Origin of the sequence: Saccharopolyspora sp. ASAGF58 (assembly GCF_012277335.1) — a bacterium.
In the GTDB taxonomy this organism is placed as follows: Bacteria; Actinomycetota; Actinomycetes; order Mycobacteriales; family Pseudonocardiaceae; genus Saccharopolyspora; species Saccharopolyspora hattusasensis.
Window position 1 is genome coordinate 1434778 of sequence record NZ_CP040605.1, and the last position, 26673, is coordinate 1461450.

Below are 26673 nucleotides of genomic sequence, written 5' to 3' on the forward strand. Positions count from 1 at the left end.
TCGGCGTCGGTGATCTCGGTGACCTGCGCCGCCGCATGCCCGAAGCCGAGCTGGTGGACTTCGGAGACGCGACGATCGTTCCGGGGTTCAACGACGCTCACCAGCATCCGACGATGATGGCTGCGAACCAGCGGGGCGTCGACGTGTCGGCGGCGATTTCTCATGTTGCTTTGCTTGATGAGCTCAGGGGCGGCGCCCGCGACACGCTTCCCGGGCAATGGGTGCTCGGGACTCGCTACGACCACGGAAAGTCGACTGGTGGCAAGCCGCTGACCCGCGCGGACCTCGACGAGGTCACCTATACCCATCCGGTGCTTCTGATCAACATCGGTGAGAGCGCCGCGCCGCCCGGTGGGGGGCTCACCAGAGACGCTGCAGGCCACCTCAACGGGGTGGTGCACGAGCAGTCGCTGTTCGAACTGGCTTATCCGTCTCTCTCCTACGGGCGCCTGGTGTTCCCAGTTCAGGACGGTGAAACCGCACTGGCACAGCTAAAAAGCACGCTTCGAGAGCTCAATGCCGCGGGAATAACAAGTGTCGGCGACGCGATGGTCGACCCCGCCGAGCTGACGTTGTTGCAGGAGGCGCACCAACGCGGTGAGCTCACCGCGCTGCTGACCTATCGGCATGTAGACACGTTCCACGCGGCTGGGCTGCGCACTGGTTTCGGCGACCACTGGCTTCGAATAGGCGGTGTCAAAGCGTTCGCGGACGGAGCCGTCGCAGGCGGAACCCGCCTGGTCGAGGAGCCGTTCTACGGCACCGATGATCACGGGATCCAAACACTGCGCACCGACGAACTCAACGACTTGCCGCTTCGCGTGCATGCCGCCGGATCCCGGCTCTCGATCCACGTCAACGGCGACCGGGCGATCAAGCTTGTCCTCGACAGCCTTGAACGGGCCAGAGCAGCACATCCGGTGATCAGGACAGCACATCGGCTTGAGCACTGCAGCATGGTGGACACGGAGATTCTAGCGCGGATGAAAGCCTTGGACGCCATTGCTCTCCGTTCGGTAGCTATGTTGCGTTCCACGGTGACAAGCTCCTCGACTACTACGGCGAGGACCGGCTGGAGCGGATGTACTCCCATCGAAGCCTGCTGGATGCGGGCGTTCCAGTGGCGGGTCGAGCGATTTCCCCTGTGGTCCCTTCGAACCTCGCCAGTTGCGTCACCCAAACCTTCACGGCCGGGCGGACTGTAGGACGTGTTCTCGGGCCGTCGCAGGAGATCAGTGCTCAGGAAGCGCTCGTGATCTACACCACCCGTTCAGCACACGCAACCGGCGAAGCCTCCGTCAAAGGCCGACTTTGCGTCGGCAACCTGTTGCGCGGCACGGCGTGTTCGGGTGAGGCTCTCGCGGATTTCGTCGTGCTGTCGGACGCTCCGCTGGCAGTCGACCCGAAACCCTATCGGGCATTCACCCTCACCAAACCTGTGTCGGCGGGCGGCCGGCCTGGCGCGACAAGGAGGATCGGCCGTGACTCTCGAAACGACGACCAGGACTGCGAAACAACCAACATCGAACCCAGCATCAGAACAGGCGCGCGACGCACTGGCCTGATTGGAGGGAGCATGGGAACCTTCCTGTCACCCACGCCGCGAAGGTTCCCTCGCTGAGTCGGATTCGACGGCCGGGAGGGATACGTGCTCAAGGAACGAAAATCGCTGTGGTGGTTGTTGGGGCCATTCGTGCTTTATGTGCTGGCCCTCCCGCTATACAACAGGATCGAACCCGTTGTTCTGGGCTTGCCGTTCTTCATGTTCTGGACGTTTTTGGCGACGTTGCTGACCCCGGCGTGCATCTGGCTTGCCGCTCGCAAAGATCCGTTGTGGCGAAGTGATCGGGAGCGTCGGCGTGGTGACGGCGAATGAGTACTAGCGCTGCGGTTTCGGTCGGAATTTTCGCCGTGTTCATGCTGGCGGCGGTCGCATTGGGCCTCCTTTCGCTACGGGGCCGGGACCGCGCGAATCTCGCCGAATGGTCGATCGGTGGCCGGAGCCTCGGCGTTGCGTTGATCTTCGTGCTGATGGCGGGCGAGACCTACACGAGCTTCAGCTACCTCGGCGCGGCCGGCTGGTCCTACAACTACGGGATGCCGGTGTTCTACCTGCTGGCATACCTGGCGATCGGTTTCGCCGTCGGCTACGTCATCGGGCCGATCCTGTGGCATTACGCCCACCGGAACAAGCTGCACAACATCACCGACATAACCACATACCGGTTCGATTCGCCGTGGTTCGGGGCCGCGGTGGCGATACTCACCACTGTGTTCCTCTTGCCGTACATCCAACTTCAGATCACGGGGATGGGTGTTGTCGTTTCCACGATCAGCTACGGCACGATCAGCTTGGGAACCGGCTATCTCATCGCATTCGTCGTGACCGAAGCGTTCATCATATTCTCGGGTCTGCGCGGTAGTGCCTGGGTGTCCATCCTCAAGGACAGCCTGGTGATCATCACGTTGCTGGTCGTTTTCATCTGCGTTCCGGTGGAATATTTCGGCGGCCTCGGCCCGATGCTGGATCGGCTCGTTGCGGAACGCCCCGAATGGCTCGTACTGCCAGGTCAAGGCACGGAGTCCCTGGGCATGCTGTGGTTCGCCACCACGGGTCTGCTCAACGGTGTCGTCTACACGATCTTTCCGACCACTGTGGCCGGTTACCTGGGGGCGAAGAATCCGGGTGTGCTTCGCCGCAACGCGATCATTATGCCTTTCTACCAGGTGTTGTTGTTCGTTCCGATCCTCTTGGGTTTGGCCGCGGTGTTCGTGGTTCCTGGGCTTGAGGATTCCAACCTGGCGATGTTCAAGCTCGTCGTCGACTCGATGCCGGCTTGGCTGGTCGGCCTCGTCGGGGTCGCCGGGGCGTTGTCATCGATCGTTCCGATGGCGGTCTTCATGCTCGTGATCGGCACGATGTGGGGGCGGTCCGTCCTCGGCGTGCATCCCCGAACGGCACCACATCAGAAGCAGTTGTCCCAACTGGTCACCTTCCTCGTCGGGCTGGTGGCGTTCGTGTTCACCTTCATCTCGCCAAGCACCCTGGTGCAGTTGTCAGTCCTCTCCTACCAAGGCCTGGCGCAACTCCTTCCGGTAGTGCTGATCAGTTTGCTCTGGAAACGCATGTCGACCGCGGGCGCTGCCTCCGGGCTCGCAGCGGGAGTGGTCGTTGTCGCCGTGCTCGTTGTCACCGGCAACGACCCCTGGCTTGGGATCAACGTCGGATTGCTCGGGCTCGCGGTCAACATCTTGGTCAACCTTGCGGTGACTCTCGCGCGCCCCGCTACCGCACCACCGGAACGACTCGCCGTGGATGAACTATCCGAAGCAGTATCACCGCGGGCGTGACTATCGAGTGCAAGGGAACCTTCCGACCAGCTGGCAGGAAGGTTCCTTTGCTCTCATCGACGGGTCATTGAGCGTTGGGAGCTGATTCGGAAACCCCGAACCGACCGCTGGTGCTCGGGTTGCCACCGATGTCGACGGGTCCGGATGGCACTGGCTTGGCTGTGGGATACCACCGTTTGGCGATCTCCCAAGAAGCGTCGATCAGGGCACCCGCGTGCGCGAACGAGTACGGCGAGAGGCCCACCACCGATGGGGCGGGCACCACGTAGAGCTCGCAGCGCGTCGCGTTCAACTGCATATCAAGCCGCGCGGCAGACACCATCGCTGCCCCGAGCGCTGCGCCGTTCACTCCGCCGACCGACCTCGGCGGCGTCTTCGGCGGTGGCCAGGTCGCGATCGAACCGATCCCGCGCCTGCGCCGGTTGAATTCGAACGGTTCAGTGCCGCCGCACGGCAGCACGAAAACACGCTCCGCCCCGCGCTCAACAGCGCGGCTGATGGGCATGAACGCCGCCGGGCCACCGTCCACCAGCCAACGGTCCCCAACCTTCACCGGCGGGAACATCCCAGGAATCGAGCACGACGCGACCAGCGGAGGAAGCGCCGGACCGCTTTCGAAATACACCGGCTCACCGGTGTCCAGATCGGTTGCGGTCACGGTCACCGAGATCTGCGCGTCCTCCAACCGGCGAAACGGCAGGTTGTTGTGCAGCCAGCGCGCCAACCCGTGGTTGCCCATCACGTGGTTCGACAAGCCGAGTTTTCCCGCGAATATCCGCGTGGGTTGGATCGGGAAGACATCCGTGCGCCGCATCGACATCCAGAGCTCGCGGAGTTTTGCCGCCCCACGAGGCGTCGGGTCGCCAGCAAACCATGCTGCGTTCAGCGAGCCAGCGGAGGTCCCGACGAGCAGGTCGGGTTCGACACCGGCCTCGAACAATGCCGTAACGAGGCCGGCCTGGATTGCTCCGAAGGTGGAGCCACCCGGCAAGACCCAAGCCGTACGCATCAGCAATGTCCCTTCTGCGTTAGTCCTGTCCCGAGGCTAGTCGCGAACACCGGCGGCACACGTCAGCCGTCGCCGGGATCACCTCGACGACGCTGCCGCTTCACCTCGCCGCGCCGCTTTTTACCAGCGAGACGGCGCTGCTGCGATCCCTTGGTCGGCTTGGTGCGGCGCCGTTTGGGGGCGGGTGGAGCGACGGACTCGGCTAGCAGTTTTGCCAGCCGTTCCCGCGCCGCTTCACGGTTTGCAAGCTGCGCGCGATACTCCGAGGCCGCAATCGTGATCACGCCATTGACGAGGCGGTGAGCGAGGCGCTCCATCGAACGTTGCCGTAGGAGTTCTGGGACCGACGCTGAGCGAGCTAGATCGAAGGAAAGTTCGACCCGCGAGTCCGTCGTGTTAACACCCTGCCCACCAGGACCGGAGGATCGCGAGAAACGTTCGGATAGCTCGGCCGCAGGAATGGTCCAGCGGCTGGTGACGGGCAGGTCTGCGGGCATACCAATCAGGATGCCCCACACCGTTTCCGCAGTGCAGCGACGGCACCACCCGCCGAAATCGAGGCCGGAATGCCTCGTCTGGATAGCGGCTCCGGCTGTTGAAGCATGGGGAACCTTCCTGTCATGGCCGTGACAGGAAGGTTCCCATGCTCGCGCTCCCAGCCGGGGGTTACCGCGCTGGGCGCCAGCCGGCTACGCCGCCGGGGACCGGGGCATCAGAGTCGTACGGAGTGCGGGTGAAGATGAACGTGTTCAGGTCCAGGTGCGTGGGAACACCGCTTTCGTCCCGGCCCACGCGCAGAATCTCTCCTGCGTAGTAGCCGTCCAGTCCGGTCCAGGTGCCATCCGGGTTGGCCCGGAATCGTGAGGCTCGCCCGCGTCCCTGCCACGGCGAGAGGTCGAGCAGCCCATCGCGAAGAACCCGCAGCGCATAAGGTGTCGGGCCCCAATACCACTGGCCGGTGAGCTCCAGGAGTTGCAGGTCCACGTCTCCGCGGGGCTCCCACGCGGCCGGGATCCGTGGTTCGTGTTCTGCGAGCAAATCCAGCAGATCGGTCGCCAACGCCCCTGTGACACCTGCTGTGGTGTTGGCCATGAAGATCACGCCGGTGGCTTCGGCGGGGTCTGTCCAAACAGTCGCCAGGAAGCCGGGCATCGAGCCGGTGTGCCCGGCCAGTCGGCGTCCGCGGTACCGCATCAGCTGCAATCCGAGCCCGTAGCCGCCCCGCCATTCGGGGCCATCGTCGACCGACCCGGGCAACCGCATCTCGGCAACCGTGGCTGGGTGCAGCACCTCGCCGGTGTCGCCACTCACGAAACGCGCCCAGCTGGCCATGTCTTCGAAGGTCGACCACAGCTGGCCGGCAGGGGCCATCGCCCCCGCATCCTCGGCTGGCTCAGGAAGGACCACGTCCGCCCACGGGTGCACGGCGAACCCCTCCGCGTGCGGCGCGACGGGGCTCAGCGTGGTCCGTTTCATGCCGAGCGGTTCGAGGATCTCGCGTTGCAGGACCTCGCCCCACGGAGCTCCGCGCAACCGGGATACGAGCTCGCCCAGCACCCCGAAGCCGACGTTGGAGTAGTGGAAGCCGTGCCGAGGTGTCGGGCGCCGTGCGTGTTCGTCGATGGTGGACAGCAGTTCGTCGGCGCTGCCGCCCGGGGTTCGCTCCCACCACTGCCCAGCGGGTTCCGCAGTCAGCCCACTCGAATGCGAGAGGATCTGGCCGATGCTTTGCTTTCCGATCGAGGTGCCCGGCACGTACTCGTCGAGCTTGTCGGCGAGGTCGAGGCGACCCTCGTCGCGCAGCCGCATCACCAGCACCGCGACGAAGGTTTTCGTGATCGAACCAACTCGGTACTGGGTGTCCGTTGTGGAGGGCCGACCGCCGACTTGTCCGCGGGTGTCCACCCAGATCGTCTCACCATCGCGGATCAGCCCCGCGATCAACGAGGGAACACGGTTTTCACTCTGTTCCACGGCCAGACGCCGCAGCAGTGCGCGCTGGGTGGAGGGCAGCAGACTCGTCATGCCCTCATGCTTTCACTCCGCCAAATCGCGAGGGTGGAGCATTCGGCGTTCCCACGCCGTCAGACGGCCTGTTCCTCGGCGAGTGACAGGAAGGTGCCCATGCTCTCGTGGAGTCGTCAGCGTCGACTGCGCCGGTTGACTCCTCGGGTGATTCCGACCATCTCTGCAGGAAACTGCACCGGCAGTTTCCCTAGCATTGCGAGGACCAGGATGAGCAGGACGAGCACGATCCATCCGGTCCACCCGAGAAGGCCCACTGACGCGTTGTCGACGGGATGTCCGGCCATGCTGAAGACCGTGCCCAAACCAGCCGCCGCATTGAGAAATCCGTGGGCGATCGTCGGCGGCCAGACACTGCGCGAAACGAGCCTGAGCCAGCCGAGCAACGTTCCCACCAGGGTGCAGAAGCACACCATCATGATGACCGCCACCACGATGGGGAGCGTCGGGTAGTTGTAGCCGAGGATCAGCACCGGCACGTGCCAGAGACCCCAGAGCACCCCGGTCGTGAGGAACGCGCCGGGCTGCCCGAGGGGCAGCAGCGCCTGAGTGAGGTAGCCACGCCACCCCAGTTCTTCACCGAGCGCGGGAATGATCTGCAACCAGCCCAGTCCGAAGACCATTGCGATCTGGATGAGCGCGATCACCCCGGGTGGCGTTTGCGGTGCCGAACCCACCACTGTGGGCCCGGCCTGTTCTGCGAGCCCGGAGAAACCTGTCCAGTCGGCTTGGTAGACCCCCAGCAAATAGCCCACCAACAGCGCGAGGGCCATCACCAGCGGAGGCCCCACCCAGGCAATCAGGACATAAGGCCACCATTTCTTGATGCCGCCGGGATTTGTGATTCCCAGGCTGCGCAGCAATTTCGGTCGTGGGCTGATCCACTTGTTGACCACTAACGCCGCGACAGCGGGCATGAACATCATGACCGCGAGAAAGAGCGGTGCCCAATTCCACGACAGTCCTTTGCCGGTCAGCCACAACGGCAAGGTCAACAGCCATGCCGGCACATAGGTAATTGCGACGAAACTGACAACGCCCCGGACATCGACCCGGTCATGCTCGGTGCTCACGTCGGCATTTTGCCAACCCTTGCTGAGCTCCTGCTGAGGGTCGCCCCTGCTGTGAGCATGGGAACCTTCCTGTCATTCCTGACAGGAAGGTTCCCATGCTCACACGTCCACCTGCAGCGCTGACCAATTCGGGAAGCAGGCGGGGGACGTCCGGAGATGGCCGTGATGGCGGTTCGCTGGCGCCGCCATGCGGGGGCGCGAAGCGGGCATCCGACGAGACGCCCTTGTGGGCTGACAGCAGCGAAAGTCAGCGCGTCCGCGAGCCGGTCCTCTAAACCTGGCTCGCATTCGAAAGGTCCGTGCCTGCCGAACGAGCGGGCACGGACCTCATCTGCGTCAGATCCCTTACGGGGTGCCCGGCAGCGGTGCTGCCGGTAGGCCTTCGTGGACCTTCGTCATCGCGGCAAACCAGGTTCGGGCCGGCACCTTGCCGCCGTAGATGTTGCCGCCGTTCTTGCCGCACAGGTACGGGGGCGCGTCGCCACCGCCGTCGCAGATCCCTTGGGGGCTGTTCCCGTCAGCGTAGGTCAGGACCGCACCCGCCATCTGCGGGGTTGCCGCCAAGAACCCCGCGGACTGGTGGAGTTGGGTCGTCCCGGTCTTGCCGATCATGGGGCGGTTCCAGCCGACGCTCTGCGCTGCCGCGCGCGACGTGCCGTCGGTGTCGTCCTTGCTCATGCCCTGGGCCAGCGCCGCCGCGACCTGCGGGGACACGGCCTGCTCGCAGCCGGGTTCATTGAGCTGCACGGGGTTGCCGTGCCGGTCCTTGATCTCTTCGATCGGCGTCGGCGGGCAGTAGACGCCGTCGCTCATGATCGTTGCGGCGACGTTGGACAGTTCCAGCACGCTCGTCGGGGTGTAGCCGAGGGTGAATGCGCCGCGGTTGCCCTTCTTGATCGCGTCGGCCTGGGACGGGCCGTTCGAGCCGTCGGGCTTCAGGCCCTGGCCGCTGGTGTTGACGGCGGTCATCCCGTTCCGCAGCCCAAGACGCGCGGCCATGTCAACGACGTTGTTGAGTCCGGCCCTCTCCTGCAATGCCACGAACGCCGTGTTCGGGGACGTGGCCAACGCCATCTGCAGCGTCCTCGGCCCCGGCTGCACCCCGTCGGCGTTCGAGACGGTGTACGGCGCGGTCCCGTTCTTGTACACGCGGGACGTGTAGGACGGCGGCACGTCGAGCGTGTCGTAGATGCTCATGCCTTGTTCGATCGCGGAGGCCGCTGTGAACACCTTGTAGATCGAGCCGGCACCGAAGGGCTGCACCCTGCTGACGATGTCGTAGGCCGTCTGGCCCTTGCTCGCGTCGTTGCCGTAGTCGCGGTTGGCGACCAGCGCCCGGACCTTGTGCTTGTCCTTGCCTGGTTCGACCATCGCCATCGCGTTCGCGATGCCCTCGGTCTGGGTAGGTACCTGCGCTTCGGCGGCGGCCTTGGCCGCGTCGGTGGCCTTGCGGTCGAGAGTGGTGCGAATTGTGTAGCCGCCGCTCTTCAGCTTGTCGCTGTCGATGCCGAGCCGGTCGAGGTAGTCGACGAGGTAGGTGCAGAAGAAACCGTCGGTGGCACCGTCGCCGACGCCGACGCAGCCGTTCGGCGGCCGCCCGAGAGGCGACATCACGCCGAGCGGCTCCTTCTTGGCGATTTCCGCGTCTTCCTTGGTGATGCGAATGTTGTTGTTCGGGTCCGCCATCAGGTCGATCACGAGGTTGCGCCGTTGCATCGCGTCTTGCGGGTTGCTGTTGGGGTTCAGCGACCCCGGCTGGTTGACGATCGCGGCGAGCAGCGCGGCCTGGGCGATGGTCAGCTTGTCGGAGGTGGTGCCGAAGTAGGTCTGGGCCGCCGCACCGACGCCGAACGTCTGGTTGCCGAAGGGCACCACGTTGAGGTATCCGGTGAGGATTTCCTCCTTGGTCATGGTGTGTTCGAGTTCGACGGCGATCTTCGCCTCGCGGAGCTTTCGGGCGACCGTCGATTCCTTGGCCTTCTCGGCCTCCACCGCGTTGTTCGCCGCGACGTGCACGAGGTAGTTCTTCACGTACTGCTGGGTGATCGTGGATGCACCCTGCGCGGCCGAACCGCTGCTGACGTTGGTCGCCAGCGCACGCATGGTGCCGTGCCAGTCGACGCCGCCGTGGTCCCAGAAGCGCTTGTCCTCGACCGCGGTGATCGCGGCCTTCATGGTGTCCGAGATCTGGTCCGGCGGCGTTTCGATGCGGTAGTCCTTGAAGAAGTACGCGATCGGCGCGCCGTCCTTGTCCGTGACGGTGGTTACCTGCGGCATGTCCCGCCTCGCCAGGGAACCTGACATTCTGGACATGGCGTCGCTCGTCTGGTTGACCATCGCCCCGGCACCGGTCGCCATCGGCAGCAGCAACGCCGCTACCAGCACGCCGGCCAGGACGCACAGCCCGAACATCTTCAACAGCACGCCGCTGCGCACGCCAGCCCCAATCACCAAGTGTCCAAACGACTTGACCACCGATCGCGGGGCGCAGTGCCCACCCAGGCCCCGTCTTGTCCATCCACCGACTGGCCGACGAGCTTACCGCCGACCCGCACACGCGGAACCAGTCGACACCTGTTTCTCTTTGCTGTCAGTCGATTCGTTGATATCACATCCTCCGATCCCGGCGGCGCTGCACCAAATGGCCGAGTCCTGGCCGACAACCCCACGGGTCCGGATCAGATCACTACACTTGGTGACCACCGTAGTTGATCACGCGGAGGAAAAATGACCGACCCGTTCCTGGATTCCCTGGCCACCGCGCTCGCCGGGCAGGTTGCCACCGCGCTGGGCAAAGCCGGAAGCCAGGCCCTAGTGAAGGTACGCGAGCTCGTGCGCCGCAGGTCGCAGAACGATCCGGAGACGCAGGCCGCGCTCGAAGCCGCCGAGCAGGAGTCCGCGGGTAAGCCGCAGATCAAGGCCCTGGCCGAACGGCTGGACCAGGTTTGCGGAGAGGATGCCGCTTTCGCCGAGCAGCTGCGCGCCGAAGGCGCCGAAGTGCACAAAGCCATCTCGGCCGCCGACGACGGCGTGGTCAACGTGAACCACGGCGAGGTCAACAACCTGATTCAGGCGCGCGAGATCAAGGGCAACATCACGTTCAGCTAGCGCGCCGATCCGTCTCGTTCAACTCCGCCAGGTACTGGTTGTAGGCGGCGAGTTCCGGATCACCCCCAGCATCGACCGGCGGCGCCGGTGGCGGCACGAGCGGCCGCTTCCGCCGCATTACGGGCGGCGCCTCCTCGGTGACCTCCGGTCCGACCGCTTCTTCCTGAAATGCAGCTTCCGGTTCTGCCTCGTCCCCGCGGTGCACCTCCATGCGCGTCAGGCGGATCCACAAGAAGATCGTGAACACGCCGAACAGCGGCCACTGCAGCGCGTAGCCGAGGTTCTGGAAGCTCCCCCCAGCTTCGTGCGCACGATCCCACTGCCACACGGCCAGGAAACCGGTGGCGACCGTGGCCACGACGAACAGCGCGTGCAGAAGCAGCCAACGCGGAGTCAACAGGCTGCGGTACACGTCCCGAATTCTAGGCGGTCCCGAGCAGGCGGGCGGCCCGGCGTCGTCACAGCCCGTTCCCACCCGCCTCATGAATCACGATCCGGCGTGCTGAAATCACGCGGCACTTGTGTCCAAAAACACACCACAACCTCACCGGCTGGCGTGAGCAAGGGAACCTTCCTGTCACCGCTCGCCGGCCAGTATCCGGCCCTTCTCAATCACCACTCGTGCACCGGATGGCAGGAAGGTTCCCATGCTGCACGTTTCCGGCCTGTCCAAGGCACGCGGCAGGACCGGCCCTGCATTTGCGGTGAACGCCGACGGCAGCCGCTGGTGACAGGAAGGTTCCCTTGCTCTCAGCTCCGCCTGCGGCGGGCGGTCGTCAGGGGGATGCAGATGGTGATGAGGATCGCCGCGACCGCGAAGGTCGTCGGGTAGCCGGACAGGGTGACCAGGGCGCCGAAACCGATGGCGCCGAGGCCGTGGCCCGCGTCGTAGGCGATGTTCCACGCGGTGCTGGCGGGCCCGGACTCGGTTCGTTCGAACATCACGACCAGGGTGATGTTCTGCACCGCACCGAACCCGGCTCCGAAGGCGGCCGCGCCGAGCAGGGCGAGCGGGTCGGCTCCCCACGCAGCAACCGCGAGCAAGCCCGTGCCCAGGCCTGCCAGCAGCACGGCGGGGACCAGGACGCGGTGTTGGCCGAGTCGGTCGCCGAACTGTCCTGCGGCCCACCGGCCCAGCATCGTGGAGGCGCCGAAGACCATCAGCGCGGCCGGGGCAACCGACCCAGCGACTGCCAACGGCAGGAACGCCGTGAGCCCACCAGCTGCAACCGCCGCAGCGGTCATGACGGTCCAGGGCGGCAGCAACGCGAGGGGAAACGCAGGGGCGTCTGAGTGCTGCGCGGGCTTAGCCCGCACTCGCGACATCCCCAGCACAGCAGCAGTGGCCGCCACGGGCAGGGCACCAGCGATCCAGAACAGCGGGCCGAATCCGATCTGCTGCGTCAACCACACGCCAGCGGAGAGGAACAGGACGTTTGGCAGGCCGACCGACAACCCGTAGAGCCCAGCCGCCCGGCCGCGTTGCGCAGCGGGTACGAGCTCGACCACCAGCGCTGCGCCGGTCACCGTGAGGAGGCCGAAGCCGACTCCTCGCATGCTGGAAACACCGAGCAGCAGCCACAGGTCGCTGGACAGCGCGTACAACGGGGTCGGCAAGCCGATCAGCATCGTGCCCGAGGCGAAAGCAACGCGGTGGTCGATGCGTTTGAGCAGCCATGGCATGCCGAGCTGGGTCAGAACTGTCACCAGCATGAAAACGGCGTTGGTCGCGCCGGCCGCAACCTCACCAGCACCGCCCGTTACCGCCCATAGCGGGACGACCGGAAGCAGCAGCACGTATCCCGCAAAACCGCCGACGGTCGCTACCAGCAGATGCCGAAAAGACCGATGCTGCAACGCTGTTGTGTCCTTGACGCGGGGTTCTTCCGGGATTCGCACCAGTTCTTTGATAGGCGTGCAGCCAACTTTTGTCCATCCGGCTCCAAGAGTCCGAGATGTCCACTCATGGCCGATTGTGGCTTTGGCCGTGATCGGTTTGGCTGGGGCCGTCACTGCGACGGCGAGGAGTTCTGCATGAACCGGATGCGCGTGCTGGCCCTGGCAGCCGTGGTCGCGGGGTCGGCAATCTTTCCTGCGGCGGCCACCGCTCCGGTGACGATGCCGGCCCACCACCGTGCAGCGAAGAGCCGCGGGAGAACCCGATCAGCGAGTTCACCAGCTACGACGAACTCCTCGTCGAGCTCGATCGGATCGAGCGGGTCAGCGCGGGGCGGGTCGCGGTGGAGACCGTCGGTGAGTCGAGCCGGGCCGTGACATGTTCCTCGCGCGCGTCGGCACCGGCCCCAAGGTCGTGTTCGTCACCGCCGAGGTCCACGGCAACGAGAAGACCGGACCAGACGCGGTGCTCGATCTGCTCGACTTCCTGGGCACCTCGGATTCCAGCCGGGCCAGGCAGATCCGCGAGAAGCTGACCGTGGTGGCGATGCCGAAGATCAATCCTGGCGGGGCGGTACTGGACCGACGCGGCAACGACATGACGTGGCAGGAGGTGCAGGAGCGCTTCCCGCAGCTGGCGACCGCACCGCCGGCGTGGAACTACTACACCGCGCCCCGCAAGGCGATAACTACTCGCGCGGCCCGGTTTCGACGTCAACCGGGACTACAACCCAAACCTCGACTACCAGCCGCAGCCGCAGGACTTCCCCGGCAGCGGCGGTCGGCCGGGTTGGTTCATCAGCCCGGAGAAACAGCTCAACGTGGCCGCATACAACGCACTGCGGGCCGCGGCCAGCAAGAACCCCGACTGCGGCAACATCACCCTCTACTCGCAGGACATCAACCTGCCGGGCACCGGACTCGGCGCGTTCCAGCTCAACGGCAGCGGCGTGGTGCTGTTCGAGGTGCGCGGCCAGACCCAGACCCTCGGCGAGCAGCATCGTGGGATGCTGACCCGAGCGGTCTACATCGGACTCGAAGGGATCCTCTCGTCTGTCGCCAGCGGCCAGGCCGACCACCTCGACCCCGCCGCCTACGACCGGATTCCGCCGCCGACCGCGGCCAGCAGACCATGACGGCGACCACCGACATCGAATCCCGACCAATCGATCAGCCGTGAGCGGCGCTCGTCGACTGCATCCGCGCATCGCGAGCGCCGCTCGTCTTACGGACACCATGGAAAAGACCTGGTCGCGGTAGATTCCCTGGGTGGTAGGTGACAGGAAGGTTCCCATGCTCACATCAGCTCCCCGAGGGGACTGGGGTTCGGGCGCTGCTGATCGCTTGTTGGCGCTTGCCGCTGCTGCTAGGGCCAAAGCCGCGAGTGCGAAGGTGACGGTGCTGAAGGCGGATACCGCTGCAGCGCCGCTGGTTGGCGCCAGATCCAGGTAGACCGTGCCGAAAACAGCGACTCCCACCACCCCGCCGATCTGCAGGATTGTGTTGAACAGTCCACTCACGTCAGTCGCGTGGCGGGTTTCGCCGATGCTCGTCACGTGGTCGAGCGTGGCGCTGAACGCCGCTCCATACCCCAACCCACCGAGGCCGAGCAGGGCTTCAGCAGGCCCCCGTTGGACGTGGCAGGCCACCACCGGCAAGCGCCAATCCCGGCGAATGCGGTGGCGAGCAGGGGCGGCCTCACCACGTCCCTGCTGAAGGCCCGATGCGGACAGGTCATCGCGGATCGACGGCGCGGCGATGCTGACGATGGCTATGTCCACATTGCCGAGGACAATCCCGCCCAGCAGCGCGGCGAGCTGCCAGTTGGACCCGCGCACCTGTGGTGCCGGTCCGATCACCGAACCCCTCTTCACCACGACCAGGCTTCTTGCCTGACATGAGTGAATCGGAGGACGAGGACCGATGCTGGCGAGCTTCGGACGTGGCAATCCGGCTCAGCGCCGCGGGATTCAGGACCCCAGTTCGTCGAGCGCCGCCTGCGCCGCGGCGAGTTCCGCGCGCAGTTGCTCGACGCGGGCGCGCTGCTGTTCGCGGGCGGCGTCGACCAGCGGTTCCACGGCTGCCGCGACGTCGTCGTGCAGCGCCTTCGCGGCTTGGGCGACGGCGTTCGCGGCGACCGGTGTCGGGCGCACCACGCGCTTCTTGCCGGTGCTGACCTCGACGCTCCACTGACCGTCCTGGTCGGCTGTCAGCGTCACCGTCGCTCCGCCGATCGGCTTCGCCTGCCGCGGCTTGCGGCGTGGCGCCGCGTCCCCGGCCGGCTTCGCCGACGTCGAGGCACCTGCGGGAGCCGAGGCCGCGGCGGCGCGGGGCTTTGCCGGAGCCGCTGGTTTCGCCTGCTCCGCAGTCGGCTTCGCCCGTCCCACCGGCGGCTTCGCCGGTGGAGCGTCGGCCGTCCGCGGCTTCGCCGCGGACTTCGCCGGTGGCTCGGGTGGTGCCGCTTTCTTGCGGGGTGGTTTAACCTTCGTGACCTCGGTGGCCGAGAAGGACAACACGTCCCTCGATCCGGCCGGGCGGACTTGGATGAAGTCGCCTTCAGCTGGTTCGCCGAGCGCGACGACCTTGCCGGATCGGCCTTCCGGGACGCCTACGGCCGAACCGGTGAACCACACCGTCGGGGTGGTTCCGGTGCTCAGGTCTTCGCGGAGTTCGCGGAGTTCGTCGGACGACAGCGGTGACATCGCCGCCCCTTGCTCAAGGGTGAGCCCCGGTCGGGGCTGCTAGACAGTGACGCCACCACTATATCGAACGCCCGTGCGAAGCTTCAACGGGATTGGCGGACCGTCGTCCCGTAGTCGCCCAGGTCCGCCTTCCGGGTTCGCAGCCAGTACTTCCAGGTGAATCCGGGCCGGATCGTGCGGTTGACGCCGTTCTCGTCGAGGTACCAGCTCCGGCAGCCACCGGCCGACCACACCGCGTCGGCGAGCGCGGTCTGGATGTCGGAGTTGAAGGAGTCCTGCACCAACTGCCGCACGTCGATCTGCCCCAGCTTGCCGCGGCAGACCGGCCGCAGACAGCTGAGCACATAGTTGATCTGCGACTCGATCAAAACACCACGGAGTTGTGGCCGAGCCCGGTGTTGGACCCCAGCAGGAAGAGCTTGCGTCCGTCGCGGCCGACGATGCTCAGGTGGTCGAACGCGTCGGTGACGTGGAAGCGGTGCCGTAGATGATCGCGTCGACAGGGTGCTCCTGTCCATCTCCAGTCAGCACGGATCGCGGTCTGACCTCGGCCACCCCAGTGGTCACCACGTCGACATGGGACATGTTCAGCCGGGTAGTCGATGCAGAGCAGGATCCGCTTGCAGCCCATGGAGTAGTCCGGCGTCACCGCGGCGCGCAGCCTCGGGTCTTTGACTGCCTTGCGTATGTAGCGCTCGGTCAGCTGCTCGACGATCTTGCCGAGGCGGCGGTTGAACACCGCGGAGTAGCGCGCTTCCAGCACCCAGTACAGCGCAGCGCGGGCAGCCCGCTGGACCAGTGGAGCGTTGCGGAAAAGGCGCTGCACCGACTCCGGGATGGGCCGGTCCGGTTTTGGCTGGACCCACGGCGGACTGCGCTGGAACAGGTGCAGTTGAGCGCCTTCTTGGCGATGCGCGGCACGAACTGGATGGCGCTTGCACCAGCGCCGATCACCGCGACCCACTTGTCTCAAGGTCGTAGTCGTGGTTCCACTCGGCGAAGTGAAACACCTGACCCTCGAAGCTCTCCACGCCGGGCAGTTCCGGGTAGCTCGGGATGCGCAGGGCGCCGACGCCGGACATCAGCGCGCGACCGAATTACTCAGTTCCGTCCGCGGTGGACACCGTCCAGGTGCCGTTGCACTCGTCGTGGAATTCACCTCCGGACTGCTCGGGGCCGCGCGCCCAGACCTCGATCCGGTGCAGCTGGAGGCGTTCACGGAGGCGATCATCGGCGCCTCCGAGCGGCTCGCCCTGTGGCGGGACCGCCGCCCGGATATCACCGCGGAGCAAGCCACGAGCCACCTGATGAAACTGTTCGCCCCCAGCCTCACCCCGGGCCACTGACACATCCGGCAGCCCCGACACGCACAGTAAACCCACCGCGCATCCTCGCCTTGTAGCAAGGGAACCTTCCTGTCACCCGCGTGCCAATAGCTCCCGGCGTTTCCGCTGCAAGGGAACCTTCCTGTCACCTAACGCCTGCCAGCACGCCTTTCGTGCCGTTGCAGCATGGGAACCTTCCTGTCATCCACACCGGACGCCGTCCCGCGTTTCCGGAGCATGGGAACCTTTCTGCCATCCGCCGACGGGCCGGGGCGCCATGTCCGGTGCTTGCCGGCGCGCCGATCCCCGAGGGGCTCCGGACGCGGGCCCGAGGCGGCGGTTTGCAGGATTCCGTCGCTCAGTGAACGCCGTGAGTCCGCGTGAAACTCACTCGTTCAGGCGGTTGGGTTGGGTATGGGCTCAAGATCGGCAGAGGGGTCTCCGATACCGAGTCAGCCGTGCCAACACGCCAGACCAAGGAGAACAAATCTTGCGCCCCTGGACCACGCGCACAGTGAAGGCAGCCGTTGTGGCCGCGGGGTTCGCCGCAGTCGGGACCGGTGCCACCGCTGCCGCGGAGAGCACCGCCCTCCCGAAGCCGGACCTGTCGCCCGTTCCGGACCAAATCGGGGTCCTCGCCCCGCTGAACGCCTGCCAACTGCAGGACGGCCCCGGGTACGGCCCGACCAAGGCTCCGTGCGCGGACACCGAACTGCACGTGAACACCCCAAACCTGGTCAAGAAGGTGGGCGCGGACATTACGACCACTGCCCACGGAATGGGCGGCGAGTTGCGGGACGGCCGCCCGCTGCTCGCCCCTGGCAAGCCGAACCAGGTGCTCGGGCATGTCTTCGCCGAGACCACCCGCGTCGAGCAGATGACCAAGACCCGGCCGGCCGTCGGTGGTTCGGTGGTCCCGAACCACCTCGGCGTCGTCACCGAACGCATACCGAACGCCGCTTTGCTGGACACCGAGGTCGGCCCGCGCGAGCCCGGCCACCAGGGCACGTCGGCGCTGGACACCGCGATCGACCTGACCGCCGCCCAAGGCTACGAGACGGAACCGCTGGCCAACCCAGTCGGTGCCGTTGCTCCCGTCCTGCAGAACGACCTGCGCCCCGGTGCGCCGGTCGCCCTGCCGCAGGCGGCGAGGCTCCTGCCAGCGGTCGGCAAGCTTCCGGTGACCTCCGAGCTGAACGGCGGCTTGGGCCCGGCGGCGAACGACCTCACCCAGCAGGCCACCGGTCTCCTCCCGCAGGCTCCGGTGCATCGGATCACCGGGCAGCTCCCGACGATCGACAGCGTCACCCGCCCGCTGCGCTGATCGACGATCCGATCAAGTGGTCCCGGATTTGGCTCCGGGGCCACTTTTTTTCGTTCTCCTGCAACGCTCGAATAACGCCCACATTGGAATAAATCACTCCATGGTGGGAACTTGTGCGGAAACACCCGATTCGGTCCGACTTCGCCGATGGCCTCGCGCAGACTCTGCCGCGCGGTCGCCTTCGTACGGGGCGTCTTCCCGCGATTTCCCGGCGTCGCGCGGTATGACCGCTGAATGTTCAGTCACCTAAGGAGAAGCACAGTGCGTATCGGTGCAGCGATTGCTGGTGTTGCCACGACGGCCGCAGCGATGATGGCAATCGCCTCCCCGGCCTTCGCCGACAGCGCGAACAACCACGGCGTCAACCTGCTGGACGACAACAACGCCAGCGCCGTCCCGGTGCAGGCCTGCGGCAACAACGTCGCCGTCCTCGGCGCCGTGGTGTCGCTGCTGTCGCCGCAGATCAACAACTGCGTCAACGCGCCGATCGTCGACCACCCCAAGATGGGCTGATCACGGCCAGCCAGAAGAGGCGCCGGGACCGTGCGGTTCCGGCGCCTTTCCCGTTGGCCGCTCAGGATTTCCGGATCGCGTCCAGTGCGGTGGTCAGCTGCGCGAGCGCGTCCTCGATCCAGGGCAACGCGGTCGGGTCGTCGCTATGCAGCGTCATCCAGGAAGCACCGGTCCGGCAGCATGGCCGCCGCGCTGGAAACCTGGTCGCCGTATGCGAGATCGCGGTAGATCTCGTCCGAGACGATGGCGATCTGTTTCGGCGCTGGCAGGATAGCCGATGTTGGCGAGCTCCGGCAGCACGATCAGCTCCGCACCGGCGTCGGCTTCTTCGTGCACCCGCTAAGCAGGTTGCCAGAAGTTGTGTCTGTTACTGATGTGAGACCCCTTGTAAACGTGAAGAACCTCGTCGGTGCCGGCCCGCTCCGCGCTGCTGGTGGAGGAGGAACTGCTCGACGAGTTCGGCGTCTACGCCGACTCGCGCATCACGCCGCCGTAGCGGCGACGATGGCCGGGTCGGGTTCGCCGAGGTCGAACGGCTCCCCCGCCTCGGCCCGGTGGACCAGCGAGGCCGGCGGCTCGAACCGCTGCCCATAGCGTTCCGCCAGTTCCCGGGCGCGCGCGACGAATCCGGCCAGCCCATCCGGGTAGCCGTTCATGTACTGCACGACACCGCCGGTCCAGGCGGGGAACCCGATGCCGAGGATCGATCCGATGTTGGCGTCCGGGACCGACCGCAGCACGCCCTCGTCGAGGCACTTGACGGTTTCCAGCGCCTCCACGAACAGCATCCGCTCCGTGAGGTCGGTCAGGCTCACCTCGGCCGGATCCCGCTCGGCCGTGCCGAAGTGCTCGACCAGGCCCGGCCACAACCCGACCCGCTTGCCGTCGACGTAGTCGTAGAAACCGGCGCCGCTGGAACGGCCCTTGCGGTCGAACTCGTCGACCATGCGGTCGAGCACCTGCTCTGCCGGATGCGGGGTCCAGATTCCGCCGGCCGCCTCGACGGCGCGCTTGGTCTCGTCGCGGATCTTGCGCGGCAGCGTCAGGGTCAGCTCGTCGAAAAGCTGCAGGACGGGCGCCGGGAACCCGGCCTGCGCCGAGGCCTGCTCGATGGACGCCGGGTGCACGCCTTCGGCGAGCATCGACACGCCCTCGTTGACGAAGGTGCCGATGACGCGGCTGGTGAAGAAGCCGCGGCTGTCGTTGACCACGATCGGCGTCTTGTTGATCTGCTGCACGACGTCGAACGCGCGCGCCAAGGCCCGCTCGCTGGTGTGCTCGCCGCAGATGATCTCCACCAGCGGCATCTTGTCGACCGGTGAGAAGAAGTGCAGGCCGATGAAGTCCTCGCGGCGGCGCACGCCCTCGGCGAGGCCGGTGATCGGCAGCGTGGAGGTGTTGGAGGCGATCAGCGCGTCGCCTTCGACGACGTCCTGCACCTCCGCGTACACCTGGTGCTTGATCTTCGGGTCCTCGAAGACGGCTTCGATGACCAGGTCGCAGCCGGCCAGCGGTTCGAGCTGGTCGGTGGGCGTGATCCGGGCCAGCAGCTCGTCGGCCTTGGCCTGCGTCGAGCGGCCCTTGGCGATGGCCTTCTCCAGCAGCTTCGCCGAGTAGTCCTTGCCTTTCCCGGCCGCGGCCAGCGAGATGTCCTTGAGCACGACCTCCATACCGGCCTTGGCGCACACGTAGGCGATACCGGCGCCCATCATGCCGCCGCCGAGCACCGCGACCTTCTGTGCCCGCCACTCGGGTTCACCGGCTGGGCGGCTGCCGCCGGAGTTGATGTGCTGGAGGTCGAAGAAGAACGCCTTGCTCATGTTCTTGGCGGTCTGGCCGCAGACCAGTTCCACGAAGTAGCGGCCCTCGATGGTGAGCGCGGTGTCGAAGTCGACCTGCGCGCCTTCCACCGCGGCGGCCAGGATGTTGCGCGGGGCCGGCAGCGGCGCGCCCTTGAGCTGCTTGCGGAGGTTGGCGGGGAACGCCGGGAGGTTCGCGGCGAACTTCGGGTTCGACGGTGTGCCGCCGGGAATCTTGTGCCCGGGCCGGTCCCACGGCTGTGCGGCGTCGGGGTTGGCCTTGATCCATTCCTTGGCGGCGGTCAGCAGCTGTTCCGGCGTGTCGACGAGCTGGTCGACGATGCCGATCTCCGCGGCCTTCTCGGGCCGCAGCCGCTGGCCCTGCAGCAGCACGTTGAGCAGCGCGTCGGCGATGCCGAGCAGGCGGACCGTGCGGACCACACCGCCGGCGCCGGGCAGCAGGCCGAGGGTGACCTCGGGGAACCCGAAACTGGCCTTGGGGTTCTTCAGCGCGATGCGGTGGTGGCACGCCAGCGCGATCTCCAGGCCGCCGCCGAGGGCGGTGCCGCCCAGCGCGGCGACCACCGGCACGCCGAGGGTTTCGAGGCGCCGCAGCTGCCGCTTGACGCCGGTGATGGTCTCGGCGACCCGTTCGGCGTCGCCGGGCCGGGCCTGGACCAGCTCGCGGAGGTCACCGCCAGCGAAGAAGGTGCTCTTCGCGGAGGTGAGGACGACGCCGGTGATGTTGTCGCGCTCGTCCTCCAGGCGCTGCACGGTTTCCGCCATGCTGCGCTGGTAGCGCTCGTTCATGGTGTTGGCCTGCTGTTGCGGGTCGTCCAGGGTCAGCACGACGATGCCGTCGGCGTCGGATTCCCAGCGGATGGTGTTCTGCTCGCTCATGTCTGATGTGTCCTTCAGCCGATCCGTTCGACGACAGTCGCGATCCCCATGCCCCCGCCGATGCACAGCGTCGCCAGGCCGTAGCGCAGGTTGCGGCGTTCGAGCTCGTCGATGAGGGTGCCCAGGATCATCGCCCCGGTGGCGCCCAGCGGGTGGCCCATGGCGATGGCCCCGCCGTTGACGTTGACGTTGTCGTGGCTCACGCCGAATTCCTTCATGAACTTCAGCGGGACCGCGGCGAAGGCCTCGTTGATCTCGATCAGGTCGATCTGGTCGATGCTCAGGTCTGCCTTGCCCAGCGCCTTGCGCACCGCCGGGCCTGGCCCGGTCAGCATGATCGTCGGGTCGGCGCCGCTGAGGGCGGCGGCGACGATCCGGGCGCGGGGGCGCAGCCCGGTGCGTTCGCCGAGGGCTTCGCCGCCGATCAGGGCCAGCGCGGCACCGTCGACGATGCCGGAGGAGTTCCCGGCGGTGTGCACGTGGTCGATGCGCTCCACCCAGTGGTACTTCTGCAGCGCGACGGCGTCGAATCCGCCGAGCTCGCCGATGTCGGCGAAGGACGGCTTCAGCCCGCCGAGGCTGTCGACCGTGGTGTTCGCGCGGATGTGCTCGTCCCGGTCGAGGACGGTGCTGCCGTTGCGGTCGGTCACCGGCACCACGGAGCGGGCGAAGCGGCCGTCGGCCCAGGCCTTGGCGGCGCGGTTCTGCGACTCGGCCGCGTAGGCGTCGACAGTGGTCCGGTCGAAGCCCTCGATCGTGGCGATCAGGTCGGCGCCGATGCCCTGCGGCACGAAGGAGGTGGCGAAGTTCGTTTCGGGGTCCATCGCCCAGGCTCCGCCGTCGGAGCCCATCGGCACCCGGGACATGGATTCGACGCCGCCGGCGAGCACGGCGTCCTCCCAGCCGGAGCGCACCTTCTGGGCGGCGATGTTGACCGCCTCCAGGCCGGAGGCGCAGAAGCGGTTGAGCTGCACACCGCTGACAGTGTCGGGCAGGCCCGCGGCGAGCGCGGCGGCCTTGGCGATGTCGCCGCCCTGGTCGGCGACGGGCGAGACCACGCCCAGCACGATGTCGTCGATCAGCGCGGGATCCAGCTGCGGGTGGCGGCGCTGCAGCTCCTGGATCAGGCCCACGACCAGGCTGATCGGCTTCACCCCGTGCAGCGACCCGGTTTTCTTGCCGCGACCGCGTGGTGTGCGGATCGCGTCGTAGACGAACGCCTCGGACATTTGTGGCGTGCCTCCTCGTTGCGGCAGGTGCTCCACCCAGAGTGTGACACCAACACTGTCACAGTCAATGGCTGCACCGCCTGTCGAGCGATCACACCCGTGGCAGCAGGGTTTCGACGCCCTGGCCACGGATGGACGCGTCGAGCACTTGGACGGTGTGCGCCATCGCGAGGTGCTCGCCGCGGCGCTCGAGCGCGGTGCGGATCTGCATCGAGCAGCCCGGGTTCGCCGTCACCAGCAGCTTCGCTCCGGTGGCGAGGACGTTCTCGGCCTTTCGGTCGCCGAGCTCGCGCGCCGGCTCCGGTTGGAGCAGGTTGTAGACGCCAGCGGAGCCGCAGCACAGTTCGCCGCGGTTGATCTCCTTGAGTTCAAGCTCGGGGATCGCGCGCAGCAGTTCACGGGGCTGCGACCGGATGCCTTGGCCGTGCGCGAGGTGGCAGGCGTCGTGGTAGGCGATCTGCACCGGCAGCGGGTGCCGCTTCGCGACCGGTCCGAGTTCGACGAGCAGCTCGGCGATGTCCCGCACGCGCGCGGAGAAGCGCTCCGCGCGTTCGGCGTATTCGGGGTCGTCCTGCAGCAGCCGCGGGTATTCCTTCAGCGTGGAGCCGCAGCCGGCCGAGTTGATGACGACGTAGTCCACTCCGGATTCTTCGAAGGTGTCGAGCAGGTCGCGGGCGAACTTGATCGCTTCCTCTTCCCGCCCCGAGTGCTCGCTGAGCGCGCCGCAGCAGCCCTGCGCCGGTGGGATCACGACGTCGCAGCCCTCGGCGGCGAGGATGCGTGCCGTCGCCGCGTTGACGTCGGGGAAGAAGGCGCTCTGCACGCAGCCGGTGATCATCCCGACGGTCGCGCGCCGCTTGCCGCGCGCCGGTATCCGGTGCCCCAGCTTCGGGGCGCGGCCGATGGGCGGCACGAGGGATTCCATCACCTGCAGCCCGTCCGGCAGCAACGCCTGCAGCCCGGACCGCTTGAGCAGGTTTCCGATGCCGAGCCGCTGGTAGAGCGCGAGCGGTCCGCGCATCGCCTTGAGGCGGCGCGGGTACGGGAACAGCGTGAAGATCGCCGTGCGCAGGAGCCGTTCCCAGCGTCCGCGCTGGTGGTTCCGCTCGACCTGCGCCCGTGTCTCGGTGATGAGCGTGCCGTACTGCACCCCGGACGGGCAGGCGGTCACGCATGCCATGCAGCCGAGGCACGCGTCGAAGTGGCCGACCATGGTGTCGGTCATGGGCTCTCCTTCGAGCCCTTCCTTCATCAGGTAGATGCGGCCGCGCGGCGAGTCCATCTCCTCGCCCCACAGGTCGTAGGTGGGGCAGCTGGGCAGACAGAATCCACAGTGGACGCAGTCGTCGACGAGTTCGCGCTGCGGCGGGTGCAGCGCGTCGAAGGCGCCCGGGCGGGCCGGGGTCTCGGTCATCAGATTCCTCCCACGAACCGACCGGGGCCGAGCCGGTGTTCCGGATCGAACTGGTCCTTGGTGCGGCGCATCAGCGCCAGCAGTCCCGGTGCGATCGGCCCCCACGGGTCGATCGCGGCATCCTTCGGCGCACGGACCAGCACCGCGTAGTCGCAGCCGGTGCGCAGTGCCTTGACGAGTTCGACGACAGCTGCGGGGTCGGTGTCGCCGGGCAGCCCGGCGTTGAGCACGCCGAGCCCGGCCGCTCCGCGTATCGCCAACGGCAGGCCGCTCGCCGCGGCCGCTTCTTGCGCGCCGCTGAGCACTCGGGGCAGTGCCGTCGGCTCCGCGCCCAGGCGCAGGCCGATCCCACCCACCGGGTCGAACGGGTAGCGGCCCCACCAGGACGGGGCCTTGTCCAGCACTTCCGCGCCGTGCCCGATGGCGGCGGCCAGCTCGACCGCGCGGTCGTGCGTGGCGTTGGGCCTGCCCTCGAGCTGCGCGCAGATCGTGATCGGTCCGGCGGGCTCGGGACGATCGAGCTCGATCGCGGTGGGCATCGCCTGGGAATGCCGGACGATGTCGGCTGCGGTCGCGGCCGTCGCGGGGGCGTCGGTGGTGACGGTGATCCAGCGGTGCTCGGCGGCGACCGGGTGCAACCGGAACACCGCCTCGGTGATCACCCCGAGCGTGCCGAAGGAACCGGTGTAGAGCTTGCCGAGGTCGTAGCCGGCGACGTTCTTGACGACCTTCCCGCCGGCGGTGGTCACGGTGCCGTCGGCCCGCACGACCGTGATGCCGATGAGCAGGTCACGCACCCCGCCGAAGAGGTGCCGGCACGGGCCAGCGGTGCCGGTGGCGATGATCCCGCCAAGCGTCGCGGTCGGCAGCGGCTGATCGATCGCCAGCTGCTGCCCGGCGGCGCGCACGGTGTTGTTGACCTCGGCGATCGGTGTTCCCGCCAGGGCGTGCACGACGAGGTCGCCCGCGGCGTGGTCGACGATGCCCTTGGCGGCCGACACGTCGAGCAGCAGGTCCACCGCCTCCGGAGCGCTGCCCCAGTCGAGCTTGCTGCCCGACCCCTTGGGCACCATCCGCAGGCCGTGCTCGGCGGCGACCTTCATCGCGACCGACGTCCGCTCGGTTCCGTCCACAGTGGCCACCCAGTGCGGGCGGACGCCCGACACCACGTCGGTATTCGTCGCGTCCCGCACGCATTCGGAACCGAGCGCGGCCACGAGTGCTTCGCGCGCGGCGTCCTTGGTTGTGGTGGGCATCAGAACTGGTCCGCCAATCCCGCTTCGGTCAGTGGATGCGCGCCGCGCCGGGGCCCGGGCACTTCGCCGCAGAGCCTCGGCGTCGGGAAGACCTTGCCCGGGTTGCAGATCCCGACCGGGTCGAAGGCGCAGCGTACGCGCTGCATGGTGTCGAGGTCGTCCGCGGTGAACATCCGGCCCATGTACTTGACCTTGTCCGCGCCGACGCCGTGCTCGCCGGTGATCGAGCCGCCGTGCTCGATGCACAGGTCGAGGATCGCGCTCGAGACCGCCTCGGCCCGGTCGTTCGCGCCCGGTTCGGCGTCGTCGAAGAGCACCAGCGGGTGCAGGTTGCCGTCGCCGGCGTGAAAGACGTTGGCGACCCGCACGCCGGATTCGGCGGACAGCCGGGCGATGCGGCCGAGCACCTCGGGCAGCGCGGTCCGCGGGATCACCCCGTCCTGCACGATGTAGTCGGGGCTGATGCGGCCCACCGCGGCGAACGCGGACTTGCGGCCCTTCCAGATCATCGCGCGCTCGCCGTCGTCGGCGGCGACCCGGATCTCGAACGCGCCGTGCGCTTCGCAGTGCCGCTTGACCTCGGCGAAGGTGTGCGCGACCTCGGCGGCCGGGCCGTCGAGCTCGACGACCAGCACCGCACCGGCGCCTTCCGGGTAGCCGCACTGCACGGCCTGCTCGGCGGCCTCAATGGCCAGCGCGTCCATCATCTCGATCGCCGCCGGGGTGACCGCGTCGGCGATGATCGCCGACACCGCCGCGCCCGCCTCGTCGGTCGATGGAAACCCGGCCAGCAGGGTCTGCACCGCTTCGGGTTTGCGCAGCAGCCGCACGGTGATCTTGGTGACCACGCCGAGCGTGCCCTCGCTTCCGATGAAGGCGCCCAGCAGGTCGTATCCGGGGGCTTCCCGCGCGTCGCCGCCGAGTTCGACGATGTCTCCGTCCGGGGTGACGACTTCCAGGTCGAGGATGTGGTTGGTGGTGAAGCCGTACTTCAGGCAGTGCGCGCCGCCGGAGTTCTCCGCGACGTTGCCACCCACCGAGCACACCTGCTGGCTGGACGGGTCCGGCGCGAAATAGTAGCCCTGCGCGGCGACGGCTTTGGTGACGTCGAGGTTGATCACGCCCGGTTCCACCACGGCCCGCTCGTTGGCGAGGTCGATCTCCAGGATCCGCCGCATCTTCGAGGTCACCACCAGCACGCCCGATGCGTGCGGCAGCGCCCCACCGGACAGCCCGGTGCCGGAGCCGCGGGCGACGAACGGGACCTGGTGCTCGGCGCAGATCCGGACGATCTGGCGGACCTGCTCGGCGGTTTCGGGCAGCACCGCCACGGCGGGCACGACTCGGTAGCTCGCCAGTCCGTCGCACTCGTAGGTGCGCAGCCGCTGCGGGTCGGTGATCACCGCGTTGGGGGGCAGTGCCGCGCGGAAGCGCTGCACGACTTGGTCGAGCGCCTGCTCGGCCTCGGTGCTGGTCGACTGCATGCTCAGCCTCCCGGACTTCTTCCGGCTGTGGAAAGACCATTCCGGTCACGGGGAACCATAGGTTGTCCACAACATAGATACAAGAGGTCGACAAGATGGCCCCGCCGTGACGCTCGAGTCCCGCACAGAACCAGGATCGCCCCCAGCACCCGTCATGACCAGAGCAAGGGAACCTTCCTGCCAACCCACCCGCAAGGCGAGCCGGGCGGCGGCGCAACACGGCCCCGCCGCCGGGCTGGCAATGACAGGAAGGTTCCCATGCTCA

At 67.2% G+C, this 26673-nt stretch carries 24 protein-coding genes and 2 pseudogenes; 10 read left to right on the forward strand and 16 right to left on the reverse strand.

Going from position 1 to position 26673, the window contains the following annotated elements; all coding sequences use genetic code 11:
• Positions 1-35: 35 nt before the first annotated feature.
• From FDZ84_RS06545 to FDZ84_RS06555, 4 genes and pseudogenes are all read left to right on the forward strand, one after another.
• Positions 36-947, forward strand: a pseudogene (locus FDZ84_RS06545) (amidohydrolase family protein); the annotation flags it as partial.
• Positions 948-1081: 134 nt separating this feature from the next.
• Positions 1082-1621 (forward strand): amidohydrolase family protein, encoded by a 540-nt coding sequence (locus tag FDZ84_RS39935; RefSeq protein WP_371812799.1) that lies wholly within the window; start codon positions 1082-1084, stop codon positions 1619-1621.
• A 27-nt stretch (positions 1622-1648) separates the two neighbouring features.
• Positions 1649-1876, forward strand: coding sequence for a DUF3311 domain-containing protein (locus FDZ84_RS06550; protein ID WP_168585156.1), 228 nt, complete (start codon positions 1649-1651; stop codon positions 1874-1876).
• The gene (locus tag FDZ84_RS06555) at positions 1873-3351 is read left to right on the forward strand and encodes a sodium:solute symporter (protein ID WP_168585157.1); all 1479 of its coding nucleotides are present in this window, start codon (positions 1873-1875) and stop codon (positions 3349-3351) included. The genes FDZ84_RS06550 and FDZ84_RS06555 overlap by 4 nt, the downstream gene beginning before the upstream one ends.
• A 64-nt stretch (positions 3352-3415) precedes the next feature.
• On the opposite strand, the gene FDZ84_RS06560 is transcribed toward FDZ84_RS06555, so the two are convergent.
• From FDZ84_RS06560 to FDZ84_RS06580, 5 genes are all read right to left on the reverse strand, one after another.
• Complete coding sequence (locus FDZ84_RS06560; RefSeq protein WP_168585158.1) at positions 3416-4360, reverse strand: patatin-like phospholipase family protein; 945 nt, start codon at positions 4358-4360, stop codon at positions 3416-3418.
• A 62-nt stretch (positions 4361-4422) separates the two neighbouring features.
• A complete protein-coding gene (arfB, locus tag FDZ84_RS06565) occupies positions 4423-4857 on the reverse strand; it encodes an alternative ribosome rescue aminoacyl-tRNA hydrolase ArfB (RefSeq protein ID WP_168589852.1) in 435 nt (144 codons plus the stop codon).
• Between the two features lie 169 nt (positions 4858-5026).
• Complete coding sequence (locus tag FDZ84_RS06570) at positions 5027-6385, reverse strand: serine hydrolase (protein WP_168585159.1); 1359 nt, start codon at positions 6383-6385, stop codon at positions 5027-5029.
• Positions 6386-6501: 116 nt separating this feature from the next.
• Positions 6502-7458: a CPBP family intramembrane glutamic endopeptidase gene (locus tag FDZ84_RS06575; protein ID WP_168585160.1), complete on the reverse strand. Its 957-nt coding sequence runs from the start codon at positions 7456-7458 to the stop codon at positions 6502-6504.
• Positions 7459-7803: 345 nt separating this feature from the next.
• Positions 7804-9870, reverse strand: a complete 2067-nt coding sequence (locus tag FDZ84_RS06580) for a transglycosylase domain-containing protein (RefSeq protein WP_246869130.1) — start codon at positions 9868-9870, stop codon at positions 7804-7806.
• A 315-nt stretch (positions 9871-10185) separates the two neighbouring features.
• Here FDZ84_RS06580 and FDZ84_RS06585 point away from each other — a divergent pair, with 315 nt between their 5' ends.
• A complete protein-coding gene (locus FDZ84_RS06585; RefSeq protein WP_168585161.1) occupies positions 10186-10566 on the forward strand; it encodes a hypothetical protein in 381 nt (126 codons plus the stop codon).
• Here FDZ84_RS06585 and FDZ84_RS06590 read toward each other — a convergent pair.
• Positions 10559-10978 (reverse strand): hypothetical protein, encoded by a 420-nt coding sequence (locus FDZ84_RS06590; protein ID WP_168585162.1) that lies wholly within the window; start codon positions 10976-10978, stop codon positions 10559-10561. The two genes, FDZ84_RS06585 and FDZ84_RS06590, sit on opposite strands and share 8 nt — an antisense overlap.
• A 338-nt stretch (positions 10979-11316) precedes the next feature.
• Positions 11317-12423 carry an MFS transporter gene (locus FDZ84_RS06595; protein WP_246868846.1) on the reverse strand — a complete coding sequence of 369 codons (1107 nt, stop codon included), beginning with the start codon at positions 12421-12423 and terminating at the stop codon, positions 11317-11319.
• 418 nt (positions 12424-12841) lie between these two features.
• Here FDZ84_RS06595 and FDZ84_RS40525 point away from each other — a divergent pair.
• Together FDZ84_RS40525 and FDZ84_RS40530 are read left to right on the forward strand one after the other, a co-directional pair.
• Positions 12842-13009: pseudogene (locus FDZ84_RS40525) on the forward strand (M14 family zinc carboxypeptidase); the annotation flags it as partial.
• 274 nt (positions 13010-13283) lie between these two features.
• Positions 13284-13598: a hypothetical protein gene (locus FDZ84_RS40530; protein WP_371812952.1), complete on the forward strand. Its 315-nt coding sequence runs from the start codon at positions 13284-13286 to the stop codon at positions 13596-13598.
• Positions 13599-14432: 834 nt separating this feature from the next.
• Here FDZ84_RS40530 and FDZ84_RS06605 read toward each other — a convergent pair.
• The 4 genes from FDZ84_RS06605 to FDZ84_RS39940 form a co-directional block, all read right to left on the reverse strand.
• The gene (locus FDZ84_RS06605; protein ID WP_168585163.1) at positions 14433-15164 is read right to left on the reverse strand and encodes a DUF6319 family protein; all 732 of its coding nucleotides are present in this window, start codon (positions 15162-15164) and stop codon (positions 14433-14435) included.
• An 83-nt stretch (positions 15165-15247) separates the two neighbouring features.
• Positions 15248-15532 (reverse strand): hypothetical protein, encoded by a 285-nt coding sequence (locus FDZ84_RS38615; protein ID WP_246868847.1) that lies wholly within the window; start codon positions 15530-15532, stop codon positions 15248-15250.
• On the reverse strand, positions 15529-15990 hold the full coding sequence (locus FDZ84_RS38620) for a hypothetical protein (protein WP_246868848.1): 462 nt from the start codon (positions 15988-15990) through the stop codon (positions 15529-15531). Before FDZ84_RS38620 ends, FDZ84_RS38615 begins: the two co-directional genes overlap by 4 nt.
• A gap of 124 nt (positions 15991-16114) precedes the next feature.
• The gene (locus tag FDZ84_RS39940; RefSeq protein ID WP_256413666.1) at positions 16115-16246 is read right to left on the reverse strand and encodes a hypothetical protein; all 132 of its coding nucleotides are present in this window, start codon (positions 16244-16246) and stop codon (positions 16115-16117) included.
• 66 nt (positions 16247-16312) lie between these two features.
• Between FDZ84_RS39940 and FDZ84_RS06615 the strand changes: the two genes are divergently transcribed.
• The 3 genes from FDZ84_RS06615 to FDZ84_RS06625 all read left to right on the forward strand — a co-directional run bounded on the left by FDZ84_RS06615 (position 16313) and on the right by FDZ84_RS06625 (position 18326).
• Positions 16313-16510: a hypothetical protein gene (locus FDZ84_RS06615; protein WP_210435832.1), complete on the forward strand. Its 198-nt coding sequence runs from the start codon at positions 16313-16315 to the stop codon at positions 16508-16510.
• 469 nt (positions 16511-16979) lie between these two features.
• Positions 16980-17813, forward strand: coding sequence for a hypothetical protein (locus FDZ84_RS06620; protein WP_168585164.1), 834 nt, complete (start codon positions 16980-16982; stop codon positions 17811-17813).
• A gap of 261 nt (positions 17814-18074) precedes the next feature.
• Entirely contained in the window at positions 18075-18326 is a 252-nt protein-coding gene (locus FDZ84_RS06625) for a hypothetical protein (RefSeq protein WP_246868849.1), read from the forward strand.
• A gap of 482 nt (positions 18327-18808) precedes the next feature.
• Here the strand turns inward: FDZ84_RS06625 and FDZ84_RS06630 are convergent, their stop codons facing one another.
• The 5 genes from FDZ84_RS06630 to FDZ84_RS06650 all read right to left on the reverse strand — a co-directional run bounded on the left by FDZ84_RS06630 (position 18809) and on the right by FDZ84_RS06650 (position 26408).
• A complete protein-coding gene (locus FDZ84_RS06630) occupies positions 18809-21025 on the reverse strand; it encodes a 3-hydroxyacyl-CoA dehydrogenase NAD-binding domain-containing protein (RefSeq protein ID WP_168585166.1) in 2217 nt (738 codons plus the stop codon).
• A 14-nt stretch (positions 21026-21039) separates the two neighbouring features.
• On the reverse strand, positions 21040-22254 hold the full coding sequence (locus tag FDZ84_RS06635; protein ID WP_168585167.1) for an acetyl-CoA C-acetyltransferase: 1215 nt from the start codon (positions 22252-22254) through the stop codon (positions 21040-21042).
• A 91-nt stretch (positions 22255-22345) separates the two neighbouring features.
• Positions 22346-23668, reverse strand: coding sequence for a (Fe-S)-binding protein (locus tag FDZ84_RS06640; RefSeq protein WP_168585168.1), 1323 nt, complete (start codon positions 23666-23668; stop codon positions 22346-22348).
• Positions 23668-24924 (reverse strand): FAD-binding oxidoreductase, encoded by a 1257-nt coding sequence (locus FDZ84_RS06645; RefSeq protein ID WP_210435456.1) that lies wholly within the window; start codon positions 24922-24924, stop codon positions 23668-23670. The genes FDZ84_RS06640 and FDZ84_RS06645 overlap by 1 nt, the downstream gene beginning before the upstream one ends.
• Positions 24924-26408 carry an FAD-linked oxidase C-terminal domain-containing protein gene (locus FDZ84_RS06650; protein WP_168585169.1) on the reverse strand — a complete coding sequence of 495 codons (1485 nt, stop codon included), beginning with the start codon at positions 26406-26408 and terminating at the stop codon, positions 24924-24926. The genes FDZ84_RS06645 and FDZ84_RS06650 overlap by 1 nt, the downstream gene beginning before the upstream one ends.
• Positions 26409-26673 lie beyond the last annotated feature (265 nt).

Coding starts and splice junctions, on each gene's coding strand:
- FDZ84_RS06555 (WP_168585157.1), top strand. CDS start 1,873: ATGAGTACTAGCGCTGCGGTTTCGGTCGGAATTTTCGCCGTGTTCATG.
- FDZ84_RS39940 (WP_256413666.1), bottom strand. CDS start 16,246: ATGTCCGGCGTCGGCGCCCTGCGCATCCCGAGCTACCCGGAACTGCCC.
- FDZ84_RS06645 (WP_210435456.1), bottom strand. CDS start 24,924: ATGCCCACCACAACCAAGGACGCCGCGCGCGAAGCACTCGTGGCCGCG.
- FDZ84_RS06650 (WP_168585169.1), bottom strand. CDS start 26,408: ATGCAGTCGACCAGCACCGAGGCCGAGCAGGCGCTCGACCAAGTCGTG.
- FDZ84_RS06570 (WP_168585159.1), bottom strand. CDS start 6,385: ATGACGAGTCTGCTGCCCTCCACCCAGCGCGCACTGCTGCGGCGTCTG.
- FDZ84_RS06580 (WP_246869130.1), bottom strand. CDS start 9,870: ATGTTCGGGCTGTGCGTCCTGGCCGGCGTGCTGGTAGCGGCGTTGCTG.
- FDZ84_RS06585 (WP_168585161.1), top strand. CDS start 10,186: ATGACCGACCCGTTCCTGGATTCCCTGGCCACCGCGCTCGCCGGGCAG.
- FDZ84_RS06630 (WP_168585166.1), bottom strand. CDS start 21,025: ATGAGCGAGCAGAACACCATCCGCTGGGAATCCGACGCCGACGGCATC.
- FDZ84_RS06640 (WP_168585168.1), bottom strand. CDS start 23,668: ATGACCGAGACCCCGGCCCGCCCGGGCGCCTTCGACGCGCTGCACCCG.
- FDZ84_RS39935 (WP_371812799.1), top strand. CDS start 1,082: ATGTACTCCCATCGAAGCCTGCTGGATGCGGGCGTTCCAGTGGCGGGT.
- FDZ84_RS06560 (WP_168585158.1), bottom strand. CDS start 4,360: ATGCGTACGGCTTGGGTCTTGCCGGGTGGCTCCACCTTCGGAGCAATC.
- FDZ84_RS06605 (WP_168585163.1), bottom strand. CDS start 15,164: ATGTCACCGCTGTCGTCCGACGAACTCCGCGAACTCCGCGAAGACCTG.
- FDZ84_RS06635 (WP_168585167.1), bottom strand. CDS start 22,254: ATGTCCGAGGCGTTCGTCTACGACGCGATCCGCACACCACGCGGTCGC.
- arfB (WP_168589852.1), bottom strand. CDS start 4,857: ATGCCCGCAGACCTGCCCGTCACCAGCCGCTGGACCATTCCTGCGGCC.